Genomic DNA, 19,244 nt, shown 5'->3' with positions numbered 1-19,244 from the left:
CGTGCCCCGCCTGAAGCTGTGCGCGGACGACTCCCGCGCCGCCGGAGAGGACCCCATCGGCACCGCCCCCCACTGGGCCGAGGTGACGGTCCTGGAACTCGACGTGCCCATGTGGGCCCGCCTGCGCGACGTGAACGCCTGGACAGCCGAACAGCAGGACGTGTTCGCCGCGCTGCGGGGCAAGGTCGAGGCCAGCGGCGCCGGCTTCGGCCTGCTCATGAGCGCCCCCACCACGCCCGGCCGCGCCCTGCGCGTGCGGCACTACACGCTGGCCGATACCCTGCACGGCAGCCCGCTAGGCGGGTACGTCCGGCGCGACTACGCCAGCGACCTGCCCCAGAGCGACTGGGCGCGCGGCCTGCACGACACCCTGCTCGACCCGTCCGCGCTGACCGGCGGCGACTGGACCGCCGTACCCGCCCCGGACGGCCCGGACCTGCACGTCTGCACGCACGGCACCGTGGACGCCGCCTGCGGCCGCTACGGTGTGCCGGTCTATCAGGCGCTGGGCGCAGCGGGCGTGCGCGCGTGGCGAACCGGGCACTTCGGCGGGCACCGTTTCGCCGCGACCGCCGTGGACCTGCCCTCGGGGCTGCTGTGGGCGCACCTGACCCCGGAACTGGCCGCGCAGGTCGCGCGGCGCGAGGTCACGCCCGCCCAGGTCGCCGGGCACCTGCGCGGCTTCGCGGGCCTGCCCCCGCTGGCGCAGCTGCTCGACCGGCACCTGCTCGTCCAGCACGGCTGGGACTGGCTGAACCGCGCCCGCCGCGCGACCGTCGAGACCCACCCGGACGGTAACCACACCGTCACCCTGACCGCCAGCGGCCCGCACGGCCCCGAGACGTACCGCGCCCCGGTCCTGCCCGCCGCATCCCTGCACCTGCGCGGTTCCAGTCACTCGCACGACGCCGCCCCGGTCCGGCAGTTCACGCTGGGCCCGGTCACGGCCCTCACGCCGGTGGGGGGCGGGTGAAGCTCCGGCCCGCCGCGCTGCTGCCCCTGGCCGCGCTGACGCTGCTGCTGAGTGTCCTGCTGTCCCTGGCACTCGGCGCGACCGACATTCCCCTGCCAGACGCCGCCCGGCTGCTGCTGCGCCCGGATGACAGCACGGACAGCCTCGTCATTCACACGCTGCGGCTGCCGCGCACGCTGGTCGCCGCGCTGGCCGGGGCGGCGCTGGGCGTCTCGGGCCTGCTGCTCCAGGGCGTGACCCGCAACCCGCTGGCCGACCCCGGCATCCTGGGCGTGGAGGCGGGCGGCGCGCTCGCCATCCTGATCATGGTCGTGTTCTTCCCGGCCGCGCCCGCCGCGCTGTTCGTCCCGGCGGCCTTCCTGGGCGGCCTGCTGGCCGCCGCCGCCGCGTACGGCGCGGCCCGCACGGCCGGCGTGACCCCGCTGCGGCTGGCGCTGGCGGGCGTGGCGGTCGCGTCCCTGGCGGCCGCCGCCACCCGCGCCGTGCAGATCCTGTTCGAGGAACGCGCCCAGGGCGCGCTGTTCGCGCTGTCCGGCTCGCTGGCCGGGCGCACCTGGGAGCAGCTCGCCCAGATCGCGCCGTGGCTGGCCGGGGGGCTGCTGCTGTCGCTGCTGGCCGCGCCGCGCGTGAACGTCCTGACCCTCGGCGAGGACGTCGCCCGCAGCCTCGGCGCGCGCACGGAACGCGACCGCGTGATCGTCACGGGCCTGGGCGTGCTGCTCGCGGCCGGGTCGGTCAGCGTGTCCGGCCCCATCGGCTTCGTCGGGCTGATCGTTCCGCACGCCGCGCGCGCCCTGATCGGCCCCGACCACCGCCTGAGCCTGCCGCTCGCGGCGCTGCTGGGCGCCGGGTTCCTGACCCTGGCCGACACCGCCGCCCGCCTGATCGACCGGCCCGCCGAGACCCCGGTCGGGATTCTGGTCGCGGCGGTCGGCGCGCCGTTCTTCGTGCTGATCGCCCGCCGCGCCGGACGACGCGACTGACCCCCACACCTCACCCTGACCCGCATACCGAACGAACTGCCCCGAAAGGATCCATCATGCCCGACCGAATCTCCCGTTCTGCCCTCCTGACCGCCCTCCTCCCGGCCCTGCTGCTCGCTCCCGGAGCGTCCGCCGCGCCGGTCAGCGTGCCCACCGACCGTGGCACCCTGAGCCTCCCCGCACCCGCCCGGCGGGTCGTGGCGCTCGAATACTCCTTCGTGGACACCCTGCTGGCGCTGGGCGTGCGGCCGGTCGGCGCGGCGCTCGGCACGCAGGGCGGCGACCGGGGCGCGCCCCCCTACCTGCGCCCGAAGGTGGGCGGCATCACCCACACCGGCAGCCGCGCGCAGCCCAGCCTGGAGGCCATGGCCGCCGCCCGCCCGGACCTGATCCTCGCGGACGCCCTGGTTCACAAGGACAGCGCCGCCGGGTTCGCGCGCCTCGCGCCGACCGCCGTGTTCCCCAGCCGCCGCGCCGACCTGGACGAACTGAACAACCAGACCCTCCAGATCGGCCGGCTGGTGGGCCGCGAGGCCGCCGCGCGGCAACTCCTGGCCGACCAGAAGACCCTGATCGCCAAGGCCCGCGCCTTCACGAAAAAGAACGCCCCGACCTTCGTGGCGGGCGTGGTCACGCCCACGTCGTTCACGGTGCACACGCAGGGCAGCTTCGCCGGCAGCTTCCTGGAGGCGGTGGGGCGCCGCAACGCCGTGCCGGTCCGTGACGGGCAGACGCAGTTCGAGACCAGCCTCGAGGGTCTGGTCGCCCTGAACCCGCAGACGCTGGTGCTGTTCACCGCCCCCGACGAGAAGCCCGTCACGGACACCTGGGCGAAAAACCCGCTGTGGCAGAAACTCAGCGCCGTGAAACGCGGCCGGGTGTACACCTTCGACCGGGACGACTGGACCCGTGGGCGCGGCCCGACCGCCCTGAAACTCATGACCGCGCAGGCCATCGAGAGCCGCTTCCTGCAGGACGCCGCGCCCGCACGGGGCTACCAGTACCAGCCGTGACCGCCCTTCCCGGAGGCGCGCCGCGCTTCACGACCGCCCGCGCCGTCACGGTCGCCGTGATCCTGGCCGCCCTGTGCGCCGTGCTGGGCATCCTGGCGCTGGGGCTGGGCGCCGTCCCGACCCCGGCCCGCTCGGTGCTGGCGGCCCTGCTGGGCGGCGGGGACGACCTGACCCGTCAACTCGTGCTGGAGCTGCGCGCCCCGCGCGTGGCTGTGGCGCTGCTGTGCGGCGCGATGTTCGCCGCGTCCGGCACGGTCATGCAGGGCGTGATCCGCAACCCGCTCGCCTCGCCGGACCTGATCGGCGTGGGGGCCGGGGCGGGACTGGCCGCAACCGTGTTCCTGCTCGCGTGGCCCGCCGCGCCTCCCGGCGGCCTGCCGTGGGCGGCGCTGGCCGGCGCGTGGGGCGGCTTCGGGCTGGTGCTGCTGCTCGCGCAGGAACGCGGCGGGCGGCTGCACCCGGTACGACTGGCGCTGGTGGGCGTGGCCGTGGCCGCCGCGCTGGGGGCCGCGCAGCAACTCGTCCTCGTCCGCGCGCCCGACGGCCTGGGCAGCGCCCTGACCTTCCTGACCGGCACCGTGTACGGCGCCGACAGCGTCCGCGCCGCGCGCCTGCTCCCGTGGGCGCTGGTGCTGCTGCCCGCCGCGTGGGTGCTGCACCGCACGCTGGACATCCTGAACCTCGGCGAGGACCTCGCCACCAGCCTCGGGACGCGCGTGAACCCCTCGCGGCTGCTGGCGCTGGGCGTGGGCGTGGCCCTGGCGGGCGCCGCCGTGACCGGCGCGGGTATCCTGGGCTTCGTGGGCCTGCTCGCCCCGCACGTGGCGCGGCTGCTGGTCGGCGCGCGGCACGCCCGCGCCCTGCCGGTCTCGATGCTGCTGGGCGCGGCGCTGGTCCTGGCGGCCGACACGCTGGGCCGCACGCTGCTGCCCCCCCTGGAAGTCCCGGCCGGACTGCTGACCACCCTGGTCGGCGCGCCGTACTTCCTGTACCTGCTGAGGAAAACTCCATGACCGACCCCTCCACTGCCGGCCCCCTCACTGCCGACCGGCCCACTGCTGAACGGCCTGCGCCGCTCTCCACCCGCGACCTGCGCCTCGGGTACGGCCAGAACGTCATCATCCCGGACCTGAACCTGAGCATTCCGGCCGGGCAGGTCACGTCCATCATCGGCCCGAACGGCTGCGGCAAGAGCACCCTGCTGCGCGCCCTGGCCCGGTTGCTCCCACCGGGACGCGGGCAGGTGCTGCTGGACGGTCAGGCGCTGCACACCCTGACGGGCCGCGACATCGCCCGCCGCCTCGCCATCCTCCCGCAGGGCCCCACCGCGCCCGAGGGCCTGAGCGTCGAGGAACTCGTGTGGTTCGGCCGGCACCCGCACCAGGGCCGCTTTCCCGTCCGCCGCCCCGGCGACCGCGAGGCCGTCGAGTGGGCGCTCGACCAGACCGGCATGCGCGTCTTCGCCGGCCGCGCCCTCGACGACCTCAGTGGCGGGCAGCGGCAACGCGCCTGGATCGCCATGAGCCTCGCGCAGCAGACCGACATCCTGCTGCTGGACGAACCCACCACCTACCTCGACCCCGCCCACCAGCTCGAGGTCCTGCACCTCGCGCAGCGCCTGAACCGCGAGCAGGGCAAGACGGTCGTGATGGTCCTGCACGACCTGAACCAGGCCGCCCGCTACAGCGACCACCTGATCGCCCTGCGGGGCGGCGAGATCTACGCGCACGGCCCGGCCGCCAGGGTCCTGACGCACGACATGCTGCGCGACGTGTTCGGCCTGAAAGCGCACCTGCTGACCGACCCGGACACCGGCTGCCCGCACGTCATCCCCTACGCCCTGACCCGCTGAACCGGATTCCGGTTACTCCAGCCGAACGCGCGCCCCTGCACAGGTCGGGGGCACGCGTTCTGTCTGGTCTGTCGGTCAGCTGGAGGGTGCAGTCAGGGCTTCCACTGCCGCTGGAGTTCGCGGACCATCAGTTCCTCGGCGATGGAGCCGCGCAGGCGGCTGAACAGTTGCGCGTCCAGGACGTACACGCGGCCGCTGCGGCTGGCGTTCAGGCGCTGCGCGAGCGGGTTGGCCTGCCAGTCGCGGCGGGCCTGCGCGGTGGTGTTGCGGCTCGACGCGATCAGGAAGACCACGTCGGCGTCCAGGCTGGCCAGGGCCTCGCTGCTGACCTTGCGGTAGCCCTCGCCGAGGGCGGGGTCGGCGCTGCCGGGCAGGGTCAGCCGGAAGCCCAGGCTCTGGAAGAACCCGCCGGTCCAGTCGCGTGGCCCGAGGACCGTGAACACGTCCCGTTGCGGGCCTCCGGCGTTCCAGACGACCAGGGCGCGGGCGCCGCGCAGCGGGGCGGGCACGTCCTGCGCGGCGCGGCGGATGAAGGTCGCGTGGCGGTTCAGGACCGCTCTGGCCTGCGGTTCGCGGTTCAAGGCGCGGCCCAGCGTCACGATGCTCTTCTGCCAGTCGCCGCTGTGGATGCCGTGAAACAGCAGGGTGGGGGCCAGCCGGGTCAGGGCCGGGTAGTTCGCGGCGGCGTAGTTCTCGCCGACGATCAGGTCGGGTTTCATGGACAGCAGCACTTCCTGGTTGGGGTTGAAGCGGTCCCCGACGTTGATGGGTGCGCCGGTCACGCGGCTGCCCAGGTAGCGGATCTGGCGGATGGGGGAGCCGTAGTCGCGCGTGGCGATGTGCGAGGCCTCGCCGTACCCGACGGGTTGCACGCCGAGAGAGAGCAGCAGGTCCAGGGCGTGCGGGCCGAGCGCGACGACCCGGCGGGGTTCGGCGCGCAGGGTCGTCTGCCCGGAGGTGTGGGTGACGGTCACGGGGTAGCCCGCAGCCCCAGCGGCGCCGGTCAGGAGGGTCAGGGTGAGGGGAAGCAGGACACGCATCTATTGAGAATAGCAAATCATTATCATGCGGACTCCGATTGAATGGGCTGCAAAGCCCGTTCAATCCGAGCGAAGCGAGTGGGAGCGGGGCGGGTTCCGGACGTGGAGCCGGCAATCCGGTGAAGTTCCGGATTGTTGGCGAAACAAACGGAATCCGTATCAGTGATCGGCAGAGCGGTGGGTGCCTTGCCCTGCGCCGCCACCATGGCGGGAACCGGCCGCCGGATGTCCTACAATGGGTCATGTTCCTCACGAGGCCGCCGTATGTCCGACCTTGAAACGCAGCTGTTCGTCGCGATGTTCAAGAAGTCGCCCATCGGCATGGCGCTGGTCTCCCCGCTGGGGCGATTCATGACCGTGAACGACGCCCTGTGCGCCCTGCTGGGCTACCCGCGCGAGCGTCTGCTGACCCTGACCTTTCAGGACATCACCCACCCAGACGACCTCGACGCGGACCTGACCCTGCTGCGCCAGCTGATGGACGGCGACATCACCCAGTACGAGATGCGCAAACGCTACCGGCACGCGAACGGTGAACTGCTGTGGGCGCAGCTGAACGTCTCCATGATCCTCGGAGACGACGGCGGCCCCGCCTTCTTCGTCTCGCAGATCCAGGGTCTGCCCGTCCCGGCACCCACCCAGCCCGCCCCCGTCAGCGGCTGAGCGGCGGCGGGCCCTCCTGGAGGCAGCACCCGGCAGCACACGGAAACAGCAGCAGGAAGGAGCGCCGGTCCGGACAGCGCTCCTCCCTGCTTCCGCCGCTGCGCCCGTCATACGGATTCCGTTTGTTTCGCCGACAACCCGGAACATCGCCGGCTTGTCAGCTTCACGTCCGGAACCCGTTTCTCTCCCACTCGCTTCGCTCGGACCCAGCGGGCTTTGCAGCCCATTCAATCGGAGTCCGTATCAGCCGGTGCGGCCCAGACGCGCGGCCAGGATCGCCGGGCCGTGCTCGGCGGCCGTGCGGACCAGGATGCCCATCTTGTGCGGGTTGGCTTCCAGGTCGATGCGCAGGCCCAGGTCGGCGGCGGCCTCACTGCACGCCGGGCCGATGGACACCACGACCATGCGGTGCAGGCCGGCGCGGGCCTCTTCGAGCAGGTTCAGTTTCTCGGCGTACTTCAGGAAGTGCAGGATCTGCGTGCCGCTCGACAGCAGCAGGATGTCCGGGCCGCCCAGGATCACGTCCCGCACGGCCCTGGCCAGCGGGGCGGTGTCCTGCGGGAACGCGCAGCGGTACACCGGCACGCTCGTCACGCGGATCCCGGCGTACCCGAGTTCGCGCAGCATGGCGGTCGGGACGGCCTCGCCGTACTCGAGGATCACGGCGTGCTGCCCGCGTTCCAGCGTGGCGATCAGGTGCTCCTGCACCTCATGCCAGGTGCTGGGTTTGGGGACGATGGTGCTGCTCAGCCCGAAGGTCTTGAGGGCCTGGGCGGGTTTGCTGCCGCGCGACACGAACGGCACGCCGCGCAGGGTCTCGAGGTGCTGCGGGTCACGGGCCGCGAGTTCTTTCAGGAACATGCGGGTGCCGACGCCGGTCAGGCAGGCGACCGCGTGAATGTCCCCGGCGTTCAGGTCGCGTTCGAACTGCGCGAGCGGTGCGCTCAGGTCCAGTTTCATCTCGCGCATGCTGGGGGCGACCTGGGGCACGCCACCATACTTGCGGATCAGGGTGTCCATCTCTTCACTGCGGCGGGATTCCAGACTCAGTACGTTCAGGCCAGCGAACCAGTCCATACGTCACCTCCTTCGGTGCGGGTGGCGTACACGGGAACGCGCACGCCGGGGGTTTCCAGGCTCTCGCCGGTTTCGAGGTCAAAGGTGTGTTTCAGCAGGGGCGAGGCGACCTTCAGGCGGGTCTGACCGTCGCGGGTGTAACTGCCGGTCAGGCCGCGCGAGAGCACGCCCACACCGGTGAACGGGTCGAGGTTGCCCAGGGCGAACACGCGCCCAGCGACGCGGAACACCGCGACCTGCTGCCCCGCGATCAGGGCGCACACGCCCGTGCCGGGCAGGATGTCGCTGACGGCGCACACGCGCGTCCAGGGCAGGGCAGGTGGGATGGGGGAGACGGTGAGGGTCATGCAGGCTCCTTGCAGGTGCGGCCAGCGAGGGCGCGTGGAGTGGGCGTCGCGGTCAGGGTGGGGGGCGGGGGTCAGGGAGAGGTCAGCGAAACAGACGGAATCCGTATCAGTCGCCGCCCAGGGGCAGCGGGTACAGGTGCGGGTTGTCGGCGGGGCGGATCTGGCCGCGTTCATCCACCCACTGGATGCCGTCGTCACGGGCGTCGGAGTTCACGAAGGTGCGGAAGCGGGCGCGGATGGCCGGGTCCTGCACGGCGGCCGCCCACTCGTCGCGGTAACTGCCGACGTGGCGGGCCATCGCGGCGTCCAGTTCGGCGCAGATGCCCAGGCGGTCGTCGACGATCACGCTCCGCAGGTACTCCAGGCCGCCGTCCAGGTTCTCCAACCACGTGCTCGTGCGCTGGAGGCGGTCGGCGGTCCGCACGTAGAACATCAGGTAGCGGTCGAGCAGCGTGATGACCCCGTCCTCGCTCAGGTCACTGGCGAGCAGCACGGCGTGCTTGGGTGTCACGCCGCCGTTCCCGCCGACGTACACGTTCCAGCCGCGCTCGGTGGCGATGATCCCGAAGTCCTTGCTGCGGGCCTCGGCGCACTCGCGGGTGCAGCCGGACACGCCGCTCTTCAGTTTGTGCGGGCTGCGCAGGCCCCGGTAGCGCAGTTCCAGGCGCACGGCGAGACTGGTGGAGTCCTGCACGCCGTAGCGGCACCATGTGCTGCCGACGCAGCTCTTGACGGTGCGCAGGCTCTTGCCGTACGCGTGCCCGCTCTCGAAACCGGCGGCGATGAGTTCCTCCCAGATGGCGGGCAGGTCGTCCACGTGCGCGCCGAGCAGGTCGATGCGCTGCCCGCCCGTGATCTTGCAGTACAGCCCGAAGCGTTTGGCGACCGCGCCGATGGCGATCAGTCCGTCGGCGGTGATCTCGCCGCCCGGCACGCGCGGCATGACCGAGTACGTGCCGTTCTTCTGGATGTTCGCCAGGAACGCGTCGTTCGTGTCCTGCAATGGCGCGTGCTGCGGCGCGACCACCAGGTCGTTATGCAGGCTGGCCAGGATGCTGCCCACGGCGGGTTTGCAGATCTCGCAGCCCAGGCCACTGCCGTGCGCGGCGAGCACCTTGTCCCAGGTCGCATGGCCCCGGACGCGGATCAGATCGAACAGTTCCTGGCGGGAGTGCGCGTAGTGCTCGCACAGGTGGTTAGTGACCGCCACGCCCAGGCGGCGCAGTTCAGTCTGCAGCAGGCCGTGCATGTTCGGCACGCAGCCGCCGCAGCCGGTGCCGGCGCCCGTGCACTTCTTCAGGCTGGTCACGTCGCGCGCGCCGTCCTGCACGGCGGCGCACAGGGCGCTGGCGCGCACGTTCTCGCACGAGCAGATCAGCGTGTCGCCCGTGGCGGCCAGTCCGGTGCCGGGCAGGGGCGGCACGATCAGCGTCTCGGGTGGCACGGTCAGCGGCGTGCCGGACAGCGTCAGGTCCAGCAGATCCGCGTAGCGGGCGGTGTCGCCGACCAGCAGGCCGCCCAGTACGCGGCTGCCGTCGGCGCTGACGACCAGCTTGGAGTACGTGCCGCGCACGTTGTCGCTCAGAGACACGGTGCGGCAGCCTTCGGTGGTGCCTTTGGCGTCCCCGAACGAGGCGACCTCCACGCCCAGCAGTTTCAGCTTGGTGCTCAGGTCCGCGCCCCGGAACAGCGGGGGCTCGCCGGTCAGCAGGCCCAGGTCCGTCAGGACGCTGGCCGCCACGACCCTGGCCATCTGGTAGCCGGGCGCCACCAGTCCGTAGATGCGGCCGTCGTGCAGGGCGCACTCGCCGGCGGCGTACACGTGCGGGTCGCTCGTGCGGCCCGTGTCGTCGATCCGGATGCCGCCGCGCTCCCCGACCGTCAGGCCCGTCTGCCGGGCCAGATCGTCGCGCGGGCGAATCCCGGCGCTGAACACCAGCAGCTCCGTCTCCAGGCGGGTGCCGTCCGTGAAGTCCAGGCCGGTCACGCGGCCCTGCTCGCCGCTGGTGATCGCTGCCGTGGATTTCCCGGTGTGCACGCCGATGCCCAGGCCCTCGATGGTGCGCCTCAATGTGGCCCCGCCCTCGGCGTCCAGCTGGGCGGGCATCAGGTGCGGCGCGAACTCCACGACGTGGGTGTCCAGACCCAGTTTGCGCAGCGCGCCCGCCGCTTCCAGGCCCAGCAGGCCGCCGCCGATCACAACGCCGGTGCGGGCGCTGCGGGCGGCCTCACGGATGGCGTCCAGGTCGTCCAGAGTGCGGTACACGAAGCACCCGCCGGCTTCCCGGCCCGGCACGGGCGGCACGAACGGTACGGAGCCGGTGGCGAACACCAGCGCGCCGTACGTCAGGGTGCGCCCGGCGACCGTCACCTCGCGCGTGTGCAGGTTCACGTCCGTGGCGCGGCCGTACACGACGTTCACGCCCTGAGCGGCGTACTCGGCGTCGGTGGCCAGTGACAGGTCGGGCTGCGGGTCGTCGAGGTGGCTGCTGAGGTGCACCCGGTCGTAGGCCAGGCGGCCCTCCTCGCTGATGACCGTGATGTTCAGTGCCCCGGCGTCTGCCTGGTCGCGCAGCTTCTGGACCAGGCGGTGGCCGACCATGCCGCTGCCGATGATCACGACGTGCGCGGGGCGGGGGGGATGGGTTGGGGTCATGGGTCCTCCGGGCACGTCGCGGCCAGCGGGCGGCTGGCGGGTGCGGTGGCGACTGCTGCGGACATTGAGCCGGATTCTGAACGGTTTGTCAAGTTTTTATGGCCAGATTGAACAAATGACCGGACATCAACCACATTTTTCTGGTCGGTTCGACAAATTGTAACGAAAAAGTTTAACAGCTTGCAAAATTGGCCTTGACTTTTCTCACGCTGGCCGTCAGGCTCCCCCCATGAACGCGGCCTCTTCCCGCACCGTCCGCACCACCTGCCCGTACTGCGCGGTGCAGTGCAACTTCGACCTGCACCTCGAACAGGGCCTGGTCACGCGTGCCACGCCCACCCGCGAGTGCCCGGTCGCGCACGGCACCGTCTGCAAGAAAGGCCTGGCTGCCCTGAACGACCTGCGCCACCCGGACCGCCTGACCACGCCGCTGCTGCGCCGCGACGGCCAGCTGGTCCCCGTCGGCTGGCCCGAGGCGCTGGCCTACGTCCGCGAGGCCCTGGGCCCCCTGGTGCACAGCGCCCCGCAGCGCGTGGGCGTGTTCGGCAGCGGCAGCCTCACCAACGAGAAGACGTACCTGCTGGGCAAATTCGCCCGCGTGGCCCTCCGCACGCCGCACATCGACTACAACGGCCGTTACTGCATGGCCTCGGCCAGCGCCGCCCTGAACCGCACCTTCGGCCTCGACCGGGGCCTGGGCTTCCCGCTGGACGACCTGCCCCGCAGCGACCTGATCGTGCTGGTCGGCGCGAACATCGCCGAGACGCTCCCGCCCGTCATGCAGTACCTCAAGGCCGCCAGGGACCGCGGCGGGGCCGTGTACGCCATCGACCCGCGCGTCACGCCCACCGTCAAGGTCGCCGGGCGGCACCTCGCGCCGCGCCCCGGCACGGACGGCGTGCTCGCCCTGGGCCTGCTGCACCTCATGAAACAGTGGGGCCGCATCCGCCCCACCGCACCCGCCCACGGCCTGAGCGACGTCCTGTGGCACGCCGACGACTACCCCCCGGCCCGCGTGGCCCACGAGTGCGGCGTCCCCGAAGCCGAGCTGATCGCCCTGGCCCGCGCCTACGCCGACGCCCGCACGCCACTGATCCTCACCGGACGCGGCCCGGAACAGCACACCCACGGCACCGACACCGTGCAGGCCTGGATCAACCTCGCCTTCCTGACCGGCCACGTCGGCAAGCAGGGCGGCGGCTTCGGCACCCTGACCGGCCAGGGCAACGGCCAGGGCGGACGCGAACACGGCCAGAAGAACGACCAGCTGCCCGGCGCCCGCAGCCTGCGCGACCCCCGCCACCGCGCCCAGATGGCCGCCCACTGGGGCGTCCCGGAACACCACCTGCCCCAGCCCGGCCACAGCGCCCAGGAACTCCTGAACGCCTGTGGCGAGAGCGGCGAGGGCGGCCTCGACGCGCTGATCGTGCTGGGCAGCAACCCGGTCGTCAGCGCCGCCGGAGCCGGGCAGATCACCGAGAAACTGCGCGCCCTGAAACATCTGATCGTCATCGACTTCCTGCCCAGCGAGACCGCGCAGCTCGCCACGCTGGTCCTGCCGGGCAGCATGTGGTGCGAGGAGGAAGGCACCACCACCAACCTCGAAGGCCGCGTGCAGCGCCGCCGCCGCGCCATGACCGCCCCCGGCGCCGCCCGCGAGGACTGGCGGATCCTGTGCGACCTCGCGCACGCCGTCGGCCGGCCCCACGGCTTCACGTACCCCACCTTCCGCGACCTGCAGGACGACTTCTTTCTCGCCACGCGCGGTGCCAAAGCCGACTACAGCGGCCTGAGCGCCGAACGCCTCGACCGCGCCAGCGCCCAGTGGCCCGTCCCGCGCGCCGACGGCCCCGACACGCCCCTGGCCTACGCCCCCACCTACCCCACGCCCGACGGTCTGGCCACCCTGCACGTGCCGCGCCTGCCCGCCCCGGACCTCGCGCCGCGCGCCCTGCACCTGACCACCGGCCGCCTGAGCGGGCAGTACCAGAGCGGCACCCAGACCCGCCGCAACCCCGCCCTGAAAGGCGAGAACGCCGTGCAGATCCACCCGGACACCGCCCACGCCCACGGCCTGCGCGCCGGCCAGAGCGTCACCCTGGTCACCGCGCACGGACAGGCGACCCTGCCCGTCACCCTGACGCCCGGCATCCGCCCCGACACGCTGTTCGTGCCGTTCCACTGGCCCGGCGCGGCCAACCTGCTGACCGACCCCACCGCCCTCGACCCGCACTCGCGCATGCCGGGTTTCAAGATCACGCCCGTCACGCTGCGGCCCGCCCCGACCCCGGCGCTGCACCCGGCCCAGACAGTCCCGCCCCCCACGCCCCTGATTCCCAGGCCCTGAATCCCGCCCACAGGAGACCCGCCCACCCACTGACCGCCCCGCCCGCAGCCCCTTTCCCCCTGATCTGGAGACCTGATGACTGACCGACGTTCCTTCCTGAAACTCGCCGCGAAGACCGCCGCCGTCACTGCCGCCAGCACCACCCTGCCCCGCGTGAACATCGCGTCGGCCCAGGGCAAACCCATCAACATCGGGTTCATTCCGCTGACCGACTGCGCCAGCGTCGTCATGGCCCAGGAACTCGGGTACTTCAAGAAGTACGGCGTGAACGTGAACGTCATCAAGCAGGCGTCCTGGGCCGCCACCCGCGATGGCCTGCTCAGCGGCGACCTGCACGCCGCGCACTGCCTGTTCAGCCTGCCCCTGAGTGTCTACGCGGGCATCGGCGGCCCCGCCGGGCGGGAACTGCCGATCGCCATGGTCCTCAACAACAACGGTCAGGCCATCACGCTGGAAAACACCTTCAAGGCGGCCGCCGGCGACCCGAAAGCGGCCGGGGAGATCATCCGCCGGCTCATCGCGCAGGGCAAGGCCCCCACCTTCGCCATGACCTTCCCCGGCGGCACGCACGACATCTGGCTGCGCTCCTGGCTCGCGCAGGCCGGCGTGCCGCAGGGCAAGGTGGGCATCATCACCGTGCCGCCCCCGCAGATGGTCGCCAACATGAAAGTCGGGAACATGGACGGCTTCTGCGTCGGGGAACCCTGGGGCGGCGTGGCCGTCGCGCAGGGCATCGGCTTCACGCACCTGACCACCCAGCAGATCTGGCGCAACCATCCGGAAAAGGCGCTGGTGCTGAACAAGGACTTCAGCGCCCGCAAGGACGAACTCAAGGCCGTCATGCGCGCCATTCTGGACGCCAGCGCGTGGCTGGACTCCATCGCCAACCGCCGTCAGGCCGCCAGGGTCATCAGCGCGAGCCGGTACGTGAACGCGCCCGCCGAGGTCATCCAGGGCCGACTGGAAGGCAAGTACGACATGGGCGGCGCGATCGGCAACCGGCAGTTCCTGGGCGACCAGATGATGTTCTCCCGCGCCGCGCAGACGAACCTGCCCCGCCACGCGCACGCCATCTGGTTCCTGGCGCAGTTCGTGCGCTTCGGCCTGATCAAGTCCGCCCCGGACTACCAGGCAGTCGCGCAGAAACTCATCCTGGACGACCTGTACCGCGAGGTCGCCAGGGAAGCCGGCGTCAAGGTTCCCACCGACGACATGGCCAAGATCAAGACCACCATCGACGGCCTGACCTTCGATCCCAGACGCCCGGCTGAGTTCATCAAGGCCAACCCCATCCCGGTCTGATCCCGGTGGCATGGTCGGCTACGACTGTTCCACCCGACCAGAGCAGGAAAGTCAACAGAAGCCCCCTCAACCGCCCCTCCGCGCCCGAACCGGGGCTACGCCCGACAGGAGATGTCCATGACCGTCACCCACACGCCCCCGGCCCCCCCCGTTCCCCGCGCCCGCCCGAACCTGAAAGTCCCGCTGCAGTCCCTGGGCTTCTTCCTGCTGGGTCTGGGCCTGCTGACACTGGTGTACGTGCTGCTCAGCGCGCTGCGCAGCGACCTGCCGAAACTCGCCGAGATCGGCTCGGCGCTGGGCACCCTGCTGAAAGACCCCTGGTACAACCGCGGCCCGAACGACCAGGGCATCCTGAACCTGCTGCTCTCCAGCCTGAAACGGGTGTTCTCCGGCTTCGCGCTCGGCGCTCTGGTCGCCATTCCTCTGGGCGTCGTGATGGGCAGCGTTCCGGGCGTGCGCCGCGCCCTCGACCCGGTCGTGCAGCTGCTGCGCCCCGTGTCGCCGCTGGCGTGGTTCCCGATCGGGCTGGTGCTGTTCAAGTCCGCCGAGCCCGCCACGGTCTTCATCATCTTCATCACGGCGCTGTGGCCCACCGTGATCAACACGGCCTTCGGGGTCAGCGGCGTGCCGCAGGACTTCAAGAACGTCGCCCGCGTGTTCCAGTTCACGCCCACGCAGTACGTGCTGCGCGTGCTGATGCCGTACGCGCTGCCGCACATCGTGACGGGCCTGCGCATCTCGTTCGGCATCGCGTGGATGGTCATCGTGGCCGCCGAGATGCTCAGCGGCAAGAGCGGCATCGGCTTCTTCGTCTGGGACGCCTGGAACGCCCTGAACCTCCCGAACGTCGTGAGTGCCATCCTGATCATCGGCGTGACCGGCTTCATCTTCGACCGCCTGTTCAACGTCCTGGAGAAGAAGGTGTCGTATGTCTGAACCCCACACCCTGCCGCAGAAAGCCTCCGCCATCGCCTCGCCCCTGACCCCGGCCCTGGCCATCCAGGGCGTGCACCGCCGCTACGGCCACTTCGTGGCCCTGGAGGACGTGAACCTCGACATCTGGCCCGGCGAGTTCGTGAGCATCATCGGGCACTCCGGCTGCGGCAAGAGCACCCTGCTGAACCTCATCGCGGGCCTCGACCACCCGACCGAGGGGCAATTGCAGATCCTGGGACGCACCATCACCGGCCCCGGCCCGGACCGCTCCATGGTCTTCCAGAACTATTCGCTGCTGCCGTGGCTGAGCGTCCGGCAGAACGTCACCGAGGCCCTCAGGGCCGCCCGCCCCGACATGAACGGCACCGAGCGCGAGCAGAGCGCCGACCACGCCCTGAAGACCGTGGGCCTGTGGCCCCACCAGCACAAGCGCCCCAGCGCCCTGAGCGGCGGTCAGCGTCAGCGGGTCGCCATCGCCCGCGCGTTCGCGGTGCATCCGCGCGTGCTGCTGCTCGACGAACCCTTCGGGGCGCTCGACGCGATCACCAAGGGCAAGTTGCAGGACGAACTGCTGGGCCTGTGGAGCGCCGAGGGCGAGGGCGGCATCAGCAACGTCGTCATGGTCACGCACGACATCGACGAGGCCATCTACCTCAGCGACCGGATCGTCGTCATGAGCAACGGCCCGCGCGCCCACATCCACGAGGTCCTGACCGTGGACCTGCCCCGACCCCGCGACCGCGCCGCGCTCGTCAAGAGCGACACGTACCTGGACCTCAAGGCCCACATGCTGCACCTGCTCGGCACGGTCCTCGCCACCCACCACTAGTGACCTGGGTCAGCACGTATCGATCAGTTGCGGCTGATCTGTTGACGCACGCTCCACAATGCCAATTGAGCCCAGTAGCTTCTGATGTTGATCAACTCTGATATCCCCTCAATTGAAATCTGACGTTCAACCAGCAGCACAATGTCCCAGGCAAATGCGCCGTAGTCATCATGGTCATCATCATCAAAAATCCTGATCCATTCCAGCGCTTCTCGCTCATTCCAATCCGAATGACTCAAAAAGTATTCGAAATAGAGACTCTGGTTCTCGAATGTGATTACTCCAAGCTCTGCCCGGAGATGATCGATGGACTTATGATCACGCATAAGGTGGATTCTGCTCAGTCGTGACTTTCCCCGTCCGGGTCGCGGGTGCCGAGGCTGCGGGCGAGGGTCTGCGCCAGCTCGAACGAGCGCGGGTCGGCGTACCCGGCGTCCGTCTGTGCGAGCGGGAAGTCCCGCAGGCTGGCGCGGCGGATCTGCGACGGACCGATGAACGGCAGGTTGGCGCCCTGGCACACCCGGAAGATCGCGAGGCGCAGGTCGTCCTGCGTGCGGTACGGGAAGACGTGCGCGTCGTCGTGCGCGTGCATGGGGCCGCCCGCGCTGGCCAGCAGCGGTTCGAGCGCCTGGATGCTCAGCGGGTCGAGGGTGCTGACCGTGCGGCGGCGCAGCAGGCGGCCGCGCGCGTGGTCGTACATGCCCCAGCGCAGGGACAGGACTTCCGTGACCTGCAGGGCGTGGCGGTACATCAGGGTCAGCGCGGCGTGCAGGGTGGGTTCGGTGGCGTTCAGCAGCAGTCGGGTCAGGTCGTCGCGGTGGGGGAGGGCGTCGCGGGCGTGCTCGGCGGGCGGCGTCTGGAAGTCGGTCAGTGGGTCGGTGCTGATCAGGCCGGCGCGGCGCAGGGTGGTGTACAGGCCGCGCAGGGTGCTGGTGCGGGCGATGATGGTGTTGTTGCTGGCGACGCCGCCGCGCGCGTTGCTCAGCAGTGGCGTGCGCAGCCAGGCGTGAAAGTCGGCGGGGGGGCGCAGCAGGTTGATGTGGTCGGTGCGGGCCTGTTCGAGGATGGGTTTGAGGTTCGCGCGGGTCTGCGCGGGGGGTCGGGTGAGGTTCCCGCCGGCCTGGAGGGTGGCGACGAGTGCGTCGAGGTCGAGGTCCGTGAGGGCGCGGGTGAGTTTCAGGGCGAGTTCGTCGGGGTGCGGGGCGGCCATGCGTACCTCCGGGGAAAGGCCATTCAGAAAGTTGTAGGCTAGATATTTGCATGTATATGATAGCACGATCCGCAACATGAATTCACGCCGAATTCACTTCCACTCCCCCCGGCGTCCTTCACCCGCCCCGGTTGCCTTCCCGCCGGCTCCCGCTGCTGCCCTGGCGTGCTGACCGCGCGCCCAGCCGGGTGTTCCGTGGGGGGAGACTGTGTTTTTCGCGCCGGATGGGGCATGATGGGGGGATGACTGGTCGCCGAGGGTGACCGGCTCGTGTGCAGTTCTCGCCGGGATGTCTGGTTCTGTCCGCCTGGACGGACGTGTGACGGCGCCCCATTAGTTTCAAGCTGCGCTCCGGCGCGGCGCGCCCTGTGTGGGCGTCGACAGGATGTTTCATGACCCGAATTCAGGATAAACCCCGGCGTGCGCCGGTTGCTTCTTCGTCTGCCAGCCCGGCCCGTTCCTCTGACCACGCGGCCCCAGTCCGTGCGCCTGCCGACTGGCGCGCCCTGCTGGGTGACCGCACGCCCACGCCCGTGCAGGCCGGAGCGATTCCGGCGCTGCTGTCGGGCCGTGACGTGATCACGACCGCCCGCACCGGCAGCGGCAAGACGCTCGCGTTCCTCATTCCGGCGGCGGCGCGGGGCATCGGCATGAGCGCGGTGCGCGGCATGCGCCCGGAAGTGCTGGTCATCACGCCCACCCGCGAACTGGCCGTGCAGATCCGCGACGTGGCCCGCGAGCTCGGCATGACCGCCGGGCGCATCACGGGCGGCATCACGCCCGGACAGACGCGCAGCGAGGCGACCGGCAAGGGCCTGATCTCCGGCACGCCCGGCCGCCTCAAGGACCTGATCAACCGCAACGAACTGAGCCTCGCGGGGCTGCGGTACGTGGTGCTGGACGAGGCCGACGAACTGCTGTCCCTGGGCTTCCTGCGGGACGTGGGGGACATCCTGCGCGCCGCGCAGCAGCAGAGCGCCAACAACGGGCACCTGCAGGTCGCGATGGCGTCGGCGACCTTCCCGGCCGAGATCCGCGCGGTCGCCGAGCGGTTCATGGTGAACCCGGAACGCATCGACATCGCCCCGGCCCGCTCGGACGACGCGGGCGCGAACGCCGCCGACGTGCTGGGCGGCGCGACCGGCGCCACGCACCTGCTCGTGAACACCACCCGTGATCAGGTGCTGGACCTCGCCGCGGACCGCGCCCGCGAGGTGCTGCGCGAACCCGGCGGGTGCGTCGTGATCTTCAGCCGCACCAAGTCCCTCGTGAAACGCCGCGCGGAGAAACTGAACGAACTGCTGCCCGGCGAGATCGTCAGTCCGCTCGAGGGCAACATGGATCAGAAGAAGCGCGAGCGGACCATGGCGCTGCTGCGCGAAGGCAAGTCCCGCGTCCTGATCGCCACGGACATCGCCGGTCGCGGCATCGACCTGCCGGAGGTGCGCCTGGTGATTCACATGGACATCTCGTCCACTGCCGAGGATCACGTGCACCGTTCCGGCCGGACGGCCCGCGCGGGCCGTCCCGGCACGAACCTGGTGCTGCTGATTCCCGAGCAGCGTGCCCTGTGGCAGAACGTGCGCCGCAAACTGCCGGGCGCGCTGCACCCGCCCCTGACGCGCGAGGAAAGTCAGATCGACAAGGAGATTCAGGAGAAGCAGGGTCAGGGCCGTGGCCAGCAGGGTCCCGGCGGCGGCCGTCAGGGTCAGCCGCGCGCGCAGGGTCAGCAGCCCCGCACCCAGAGCGCCGGGCAGGGTGGCGGACATGGTGGTGCTCGCAGCGGTCAGGTGGAGCGTCCCCGCCAGGGCAGCCAGGGCCGTAGCGACAGCGCCGCCGGTACCGGCGCGGGCCGCGTGGGACCCCAGCGTCCCCGTGGACGCGGCGGCCGCCGCTGAGCGGAAGCTCCTGAGGCTGGAAGGGGGAGGCGCCGGCGCCTCCCCCTTTCCTTTATCGCGCCCGGAGCAGATGCTGCCGCCCAAGGCCGTGCTGGACGGCAGAAAACCGGTTGCTGCG

The 19,244-nt window shown here is 70.9% G+C and carries 17 protein-coding genes; 11 read left to right on the top strand and 6 right to left on the bottom strand.

From position 1 onward, the window contains the following. Position 1: 1 nt before the first annotated feature. The 5 genes from BXU09_RS15110 to BXU09_RS15090 are packed head-to-tail and all read left to right on the top strand — an operon-like array spanning position 2 to position 4,821. Positions 2–973, top strand: coding sequence for a sucrase ferredoxin (locus BXU09_RS15110; protein WP_078305177.1), 972 nt, complete (start codon positions 2–4; stop codon positions 971–973). Next, positions 970–1,956, top strand: coding sequence for an iron ABC transporter permease (locus BXU09_RS15105; protein WP_078305176.1), 987 nt, complete (start codon positions 970–972; stop codon positions 1,954–1,956). The genes BXU09_RS15110 and BXU09_RS15105 overlap by 4 nt, the downstream gene beginning before the upstream one ends. Positions 1,957–2,012: 56 nt before the next feature. Next, positions 2,013–2,969 carry an ABC transporter substrate-binding protein gene (locus BXU09_RS15100; protein ID WP_205684166.1) on the top strand — a complete coding sequence of 319 codons (957 nt, stop codon included), beginning with the start codon at positions 2,013–2,015 and terminating at the stop codon, positions 2,967–2,969. Then, positions 2,966–3,982, top strand: a complete 1,017-nt coding sequence (locus BXU09_RS15095; protein ID WP_144012272.1) for an iron ABC transporter permease — start codon at positions 2,966–2,968, stop codon at positions 3,980–3,982. Before BXU09_RS15100 ends, BXU09_RS15095 begins: the two co-directional genes overlap by 4 nt. Further along, entirely contained in the window at positions 3,979–4,821 is an 843-nt protein-coding gene (locus BXU09_RS15090; RefSeq protein ID WP_078305175.1) for an ABC transporter ATP-binding protein, read from the top strand. The genes BXU09_RS15095 and BXU09_RS15090 overlap by 4 nt, the downstream gene beginning before the upstream one ends. 92 nt (positions 4,822–4,913) lie before the next feature. On the opposite strand, the gene BXU09_RS15085 is transcribed toward BXU09_RS15090, so the two are convergent. Then, entirely contained in the window at positions 4,914–5,861 is a 948-nt protein-coding gene (locus BXU09_RS15085) for an iron-siderophore ABC transporter substrate-binding protein (protein WP_078305174.1), read from the bottom strand. 264 nt (positions 5,862–6,125) lie between these two features. Between BXU09_RS15085 and BXU09_RS15080 the strand changes: the two genes are divergently transcribed. Further along, positions 6,126–6,524 (top strand): PAS domain S-box protein, encoded by a 399-nt coding sequence (locus BXU09_RS15080; protein ID WP_168174630.1) that lies wholly within the window; start codon positions 6,126–6,128, stop codon positions 6,522–6,524. 243 nt (positions 6,525–6,767) lie between these two features. Here BXU09_RS15080 and BXU09_RS15075 read toward each other — a convergent pair whose 3' ends face one another. The 3 genes from BXU09_RS15075 to nirB all read right to left on the bottom strand — a co-directional run bounded on the left by BXU09_RS15075 (position 6,768) and on the right by nirB (position 10,604). Further along, a complete protein-coding gene (locus BXU09_RS15075) occupies positions 6,768–7,601 on the bottom strand; it encodes a uroporphyrinogen-III synthase (RefSeq protein ID WP_078305172.1) in 834 nt (277 codons plus the stop codon). Continuing rightward, entirely contained in the window at positions 7,580–7,948 is a 369-nt protein-coding gene (nirD, locus tag BXU09_RS15070; protein ID WP_078305171.1) for a nitrite reductase small subunit NirD, read from the bottom strand. The genes BXU09_RS15075 and nirD overlap by 22 nt, the downstream gene beginning before the upstream one ends. Before the next feature lie 106 nt (positions 7,949–8,054). Further along, on the bottom strand, positions 8,055–10,604 hold the full coding sequence (gene nirB, locus BXU09_RS15065) for a nitrite reductase large subunit NirB (RefSeq protein WP_144012271.1): 2,550 nt from the start codon (positions 10,602–10,604) through the stop codon (positions 8,055–8,057). A gap of 229 nt (positions 10,605–10,833) precedes the next feature. Here nirB and BXU09_RS15060 point away from each other — a divergent pair, with 229 nt between their 5' ends. The 4 genes from BXU09_RS15060 to BXU09_RS15045 all read left to right on the top strand — a co-directional run bounded on the left by BXU09_RS15060 (position 10,834) and on the right by BXU09_RS15045 (position 16,018). Continuing rightward, positions 10,834–12,951, top strand: coding sequence for a molybdopterin oxidoreductase family protein (locus BXU09_RS15060; RefSeq protein WP_078305170.1), 2,118 nt, complete (start codon positions 10,834–10,836; stop codon positions 12,949–12,951). Between the two features lie 75 nt (positions 12,952–13,026). Continuing rightward, a complete protein-coding gene (locus tag BXU09_RS15055; RefSeq protein ID WP_078305169.1) occupies positions 13,027–14,253 on the top strand; it encodes a CmpA/NrtA family ABC transporter substrate-binding protein in 1,227 nt (408 codons plus the stop codon). A gap of 117 nt (positions 14,254–14,370) precedes the next feature. Next, positions 14,371–15,189 carry a nitrate ABC transporter permease gene (gene ntrB / locus BXU09_RS15050; RefSeq protein WP_230284386.1) on the top strand — a complete coding sequence of 273 codons (819 nt, stop codon included), beginning with the start codon at positions 14,371–14,373 and terminating at the stop codon, positions 15,187–15,189. Next, entirely contained in the window at positions 15,182–16,018 is an 837-nt protein-coding gene (locus BXU09_RS15045; protein ID WP_078305167.1) for an ABC transporter ATP-binding protein, read from the top strand. The genes ntrB and BXU09_RS15045 overlap by 8 nt, the downstream gene beginning before the upstream one ends. Before the next feature lie 23 nt (positions 16,019–16,041). Here BXU09_RS15045 and BXU09_RS15040 read toward each other — a convergent pair whose 3' ends face one another. After that, positions 16,042–16,344 carry a hypothetical protein gene (locus BXU09_RS15040; RefSeq protein WP_078305166.1) on the bottom strand — a complete coding sequence of 101 codons (303 nt, stop codon included), beginning with the start codon at positions 16,342–16,344 and terminating at the stop codon, positions 16,042–16,044. Positions 16,345–16,358: 14 nt separating this feature from the next. Then, positions 16,359–17,228: a hypothetical protein gene (locus tag BXU09_RS15035; RefSeq protein WP_078305165.1), complete on the bottom strand. Its 870-nt coding sequence runs from the start codon at positions 17,226–17,228 to the stop codon at positions 16,359–16,361. Between the two features lie 392 nt (positions 17,229–17,620). On the opposite strand from BXU09_RS15035, the gene BXU09_RS15030 reads away from it, so the two are divergent. After that, positions 17,621–19,126, top strand: coding sequence for a DEAD/DEAH box helicase (locus BXU09_RS15030; RefSeq protein WP_078305164.1), 1,506 nt, complete (start codon positions 17,621–17,623; stop codon positions 19,124–19,126). The last annotated feature ends 118 nt before the right edge of the window (positions 19,127–19,244 follow it).

It is taken from the genome of Deinococcus sp. LM3 (assembly GCF_002017875.1).
GTDB lineage: Bacteria > Deinococcota > Deinococci > Deinococcales > Deinococcaceae > Deinococcus.
The sequence above is the reverse complement of the archived record's forward strand: the minus strand, read 5'-3'. Positions and strand labels throughout refer to the sequence as shown.

Excerpts from the sequence above, each read along its gene's own strand:
- BXU09_RS15100 (WP_205684166.1), top strand. The coding sequence starts at position 2,013 with ATGCCCGACCGAATCTCCCGTTCTGCCCTCCTGACCGCCCTCCTCCCG.
- BXU09_RS15090 (WP_078305175.1), top strand. The coding sequence starts at position 3,979 with ATGACCGACCCCTCCACTGCCGGCCCCCTCACTGCCGACCGGCCCACT.
- BXU09_RS15085 (WP_078305174.1), bottom strand. The coding sequence starts at position 5,861 with ATGCGTGTCCTGCTTCCCCTCACCCTGACCCTCCTGACCGGCGCCGCT.
- BXU09_RS15080 (WP_168174630.1), top strand. The coding sequence starts at position 6,126 with ATGTCCGACCTTGAAACGCAGCTGTTCGTCGCGATGTTCAAGAAGTCG.
- BXU09_RS15075 (WP_078305172.1), bottom strand. The coding sequence starts at position 7,601 with ATGGACTGGTTCGCTGGCCTGAACGTACTGAGTCTGGAATCCCGCCGC.
- nirD (WP_078305171.1), bottom strand. The coding sequence starts at position 7,948 with ATGACCCTCACCGTCTCCCCCATCCCACCTGCCCTGCCCTGGACGCGC.
- nirB (WP_144012271.1), bottom strand. The coding sequence starts at position 10,604 with ATGACCCCAACCCATCCCCCCCGCCCCGCGCACGTCGTGATCATCGGC.
- BXU09_RS15060 (WP_078305170.1), top strand. The coding sequence starts at position 10,834 with ATGAACGCGGCCTCTTCCCGCACCGTCCGCACCACCTGCCCGTACTGC.
- BXU09_RS15055 (WP_078305169.1), top strand. The coding sequence starts at position 13,027 with ATGACTGACCGACGTTCCTTCCTGAAACTCGCCGCGAAGACCGCCGCC.
- ntrB (WP_230284386.1), top strand. The coding sequence starts at position 14,371 with ATGACCGTCACCCACACGCCCCCGGCCCCCCCCGTTCCCCGCGCCCGC.
- BXU09_RS15045 (WP_078305167.1), top strand. The coding sequence starts at position 15,182 with ATGTCTGAACCCCACACCCTGCCGCAGAAAGCCTCCGCCATCGCCTCG.
- BXU09_RS15040 (WP_078305166.1), bottom strand. The coding sequence starts at position 16,344 with ATGCGTGATCATAAGTCCATCGATCATCTCCGGGCAGAGCTTGGAGTA.
- BXU09_RS15035 (WP_078305165.1), bottom strand. The coding sequence starts at position 17,228 with ATGGCCGCCCCGCACCCCGACGAACTCGCCCTGAAACTCACCCGCGCC.
- BXU09_RS15030 (WP_078305164.1), top strand. The coding sequence starts at position 17,621 with ATGACCCGAATTCAGGATAAACCCCGGCGTGCGCCGGTTGCTTCTTCG.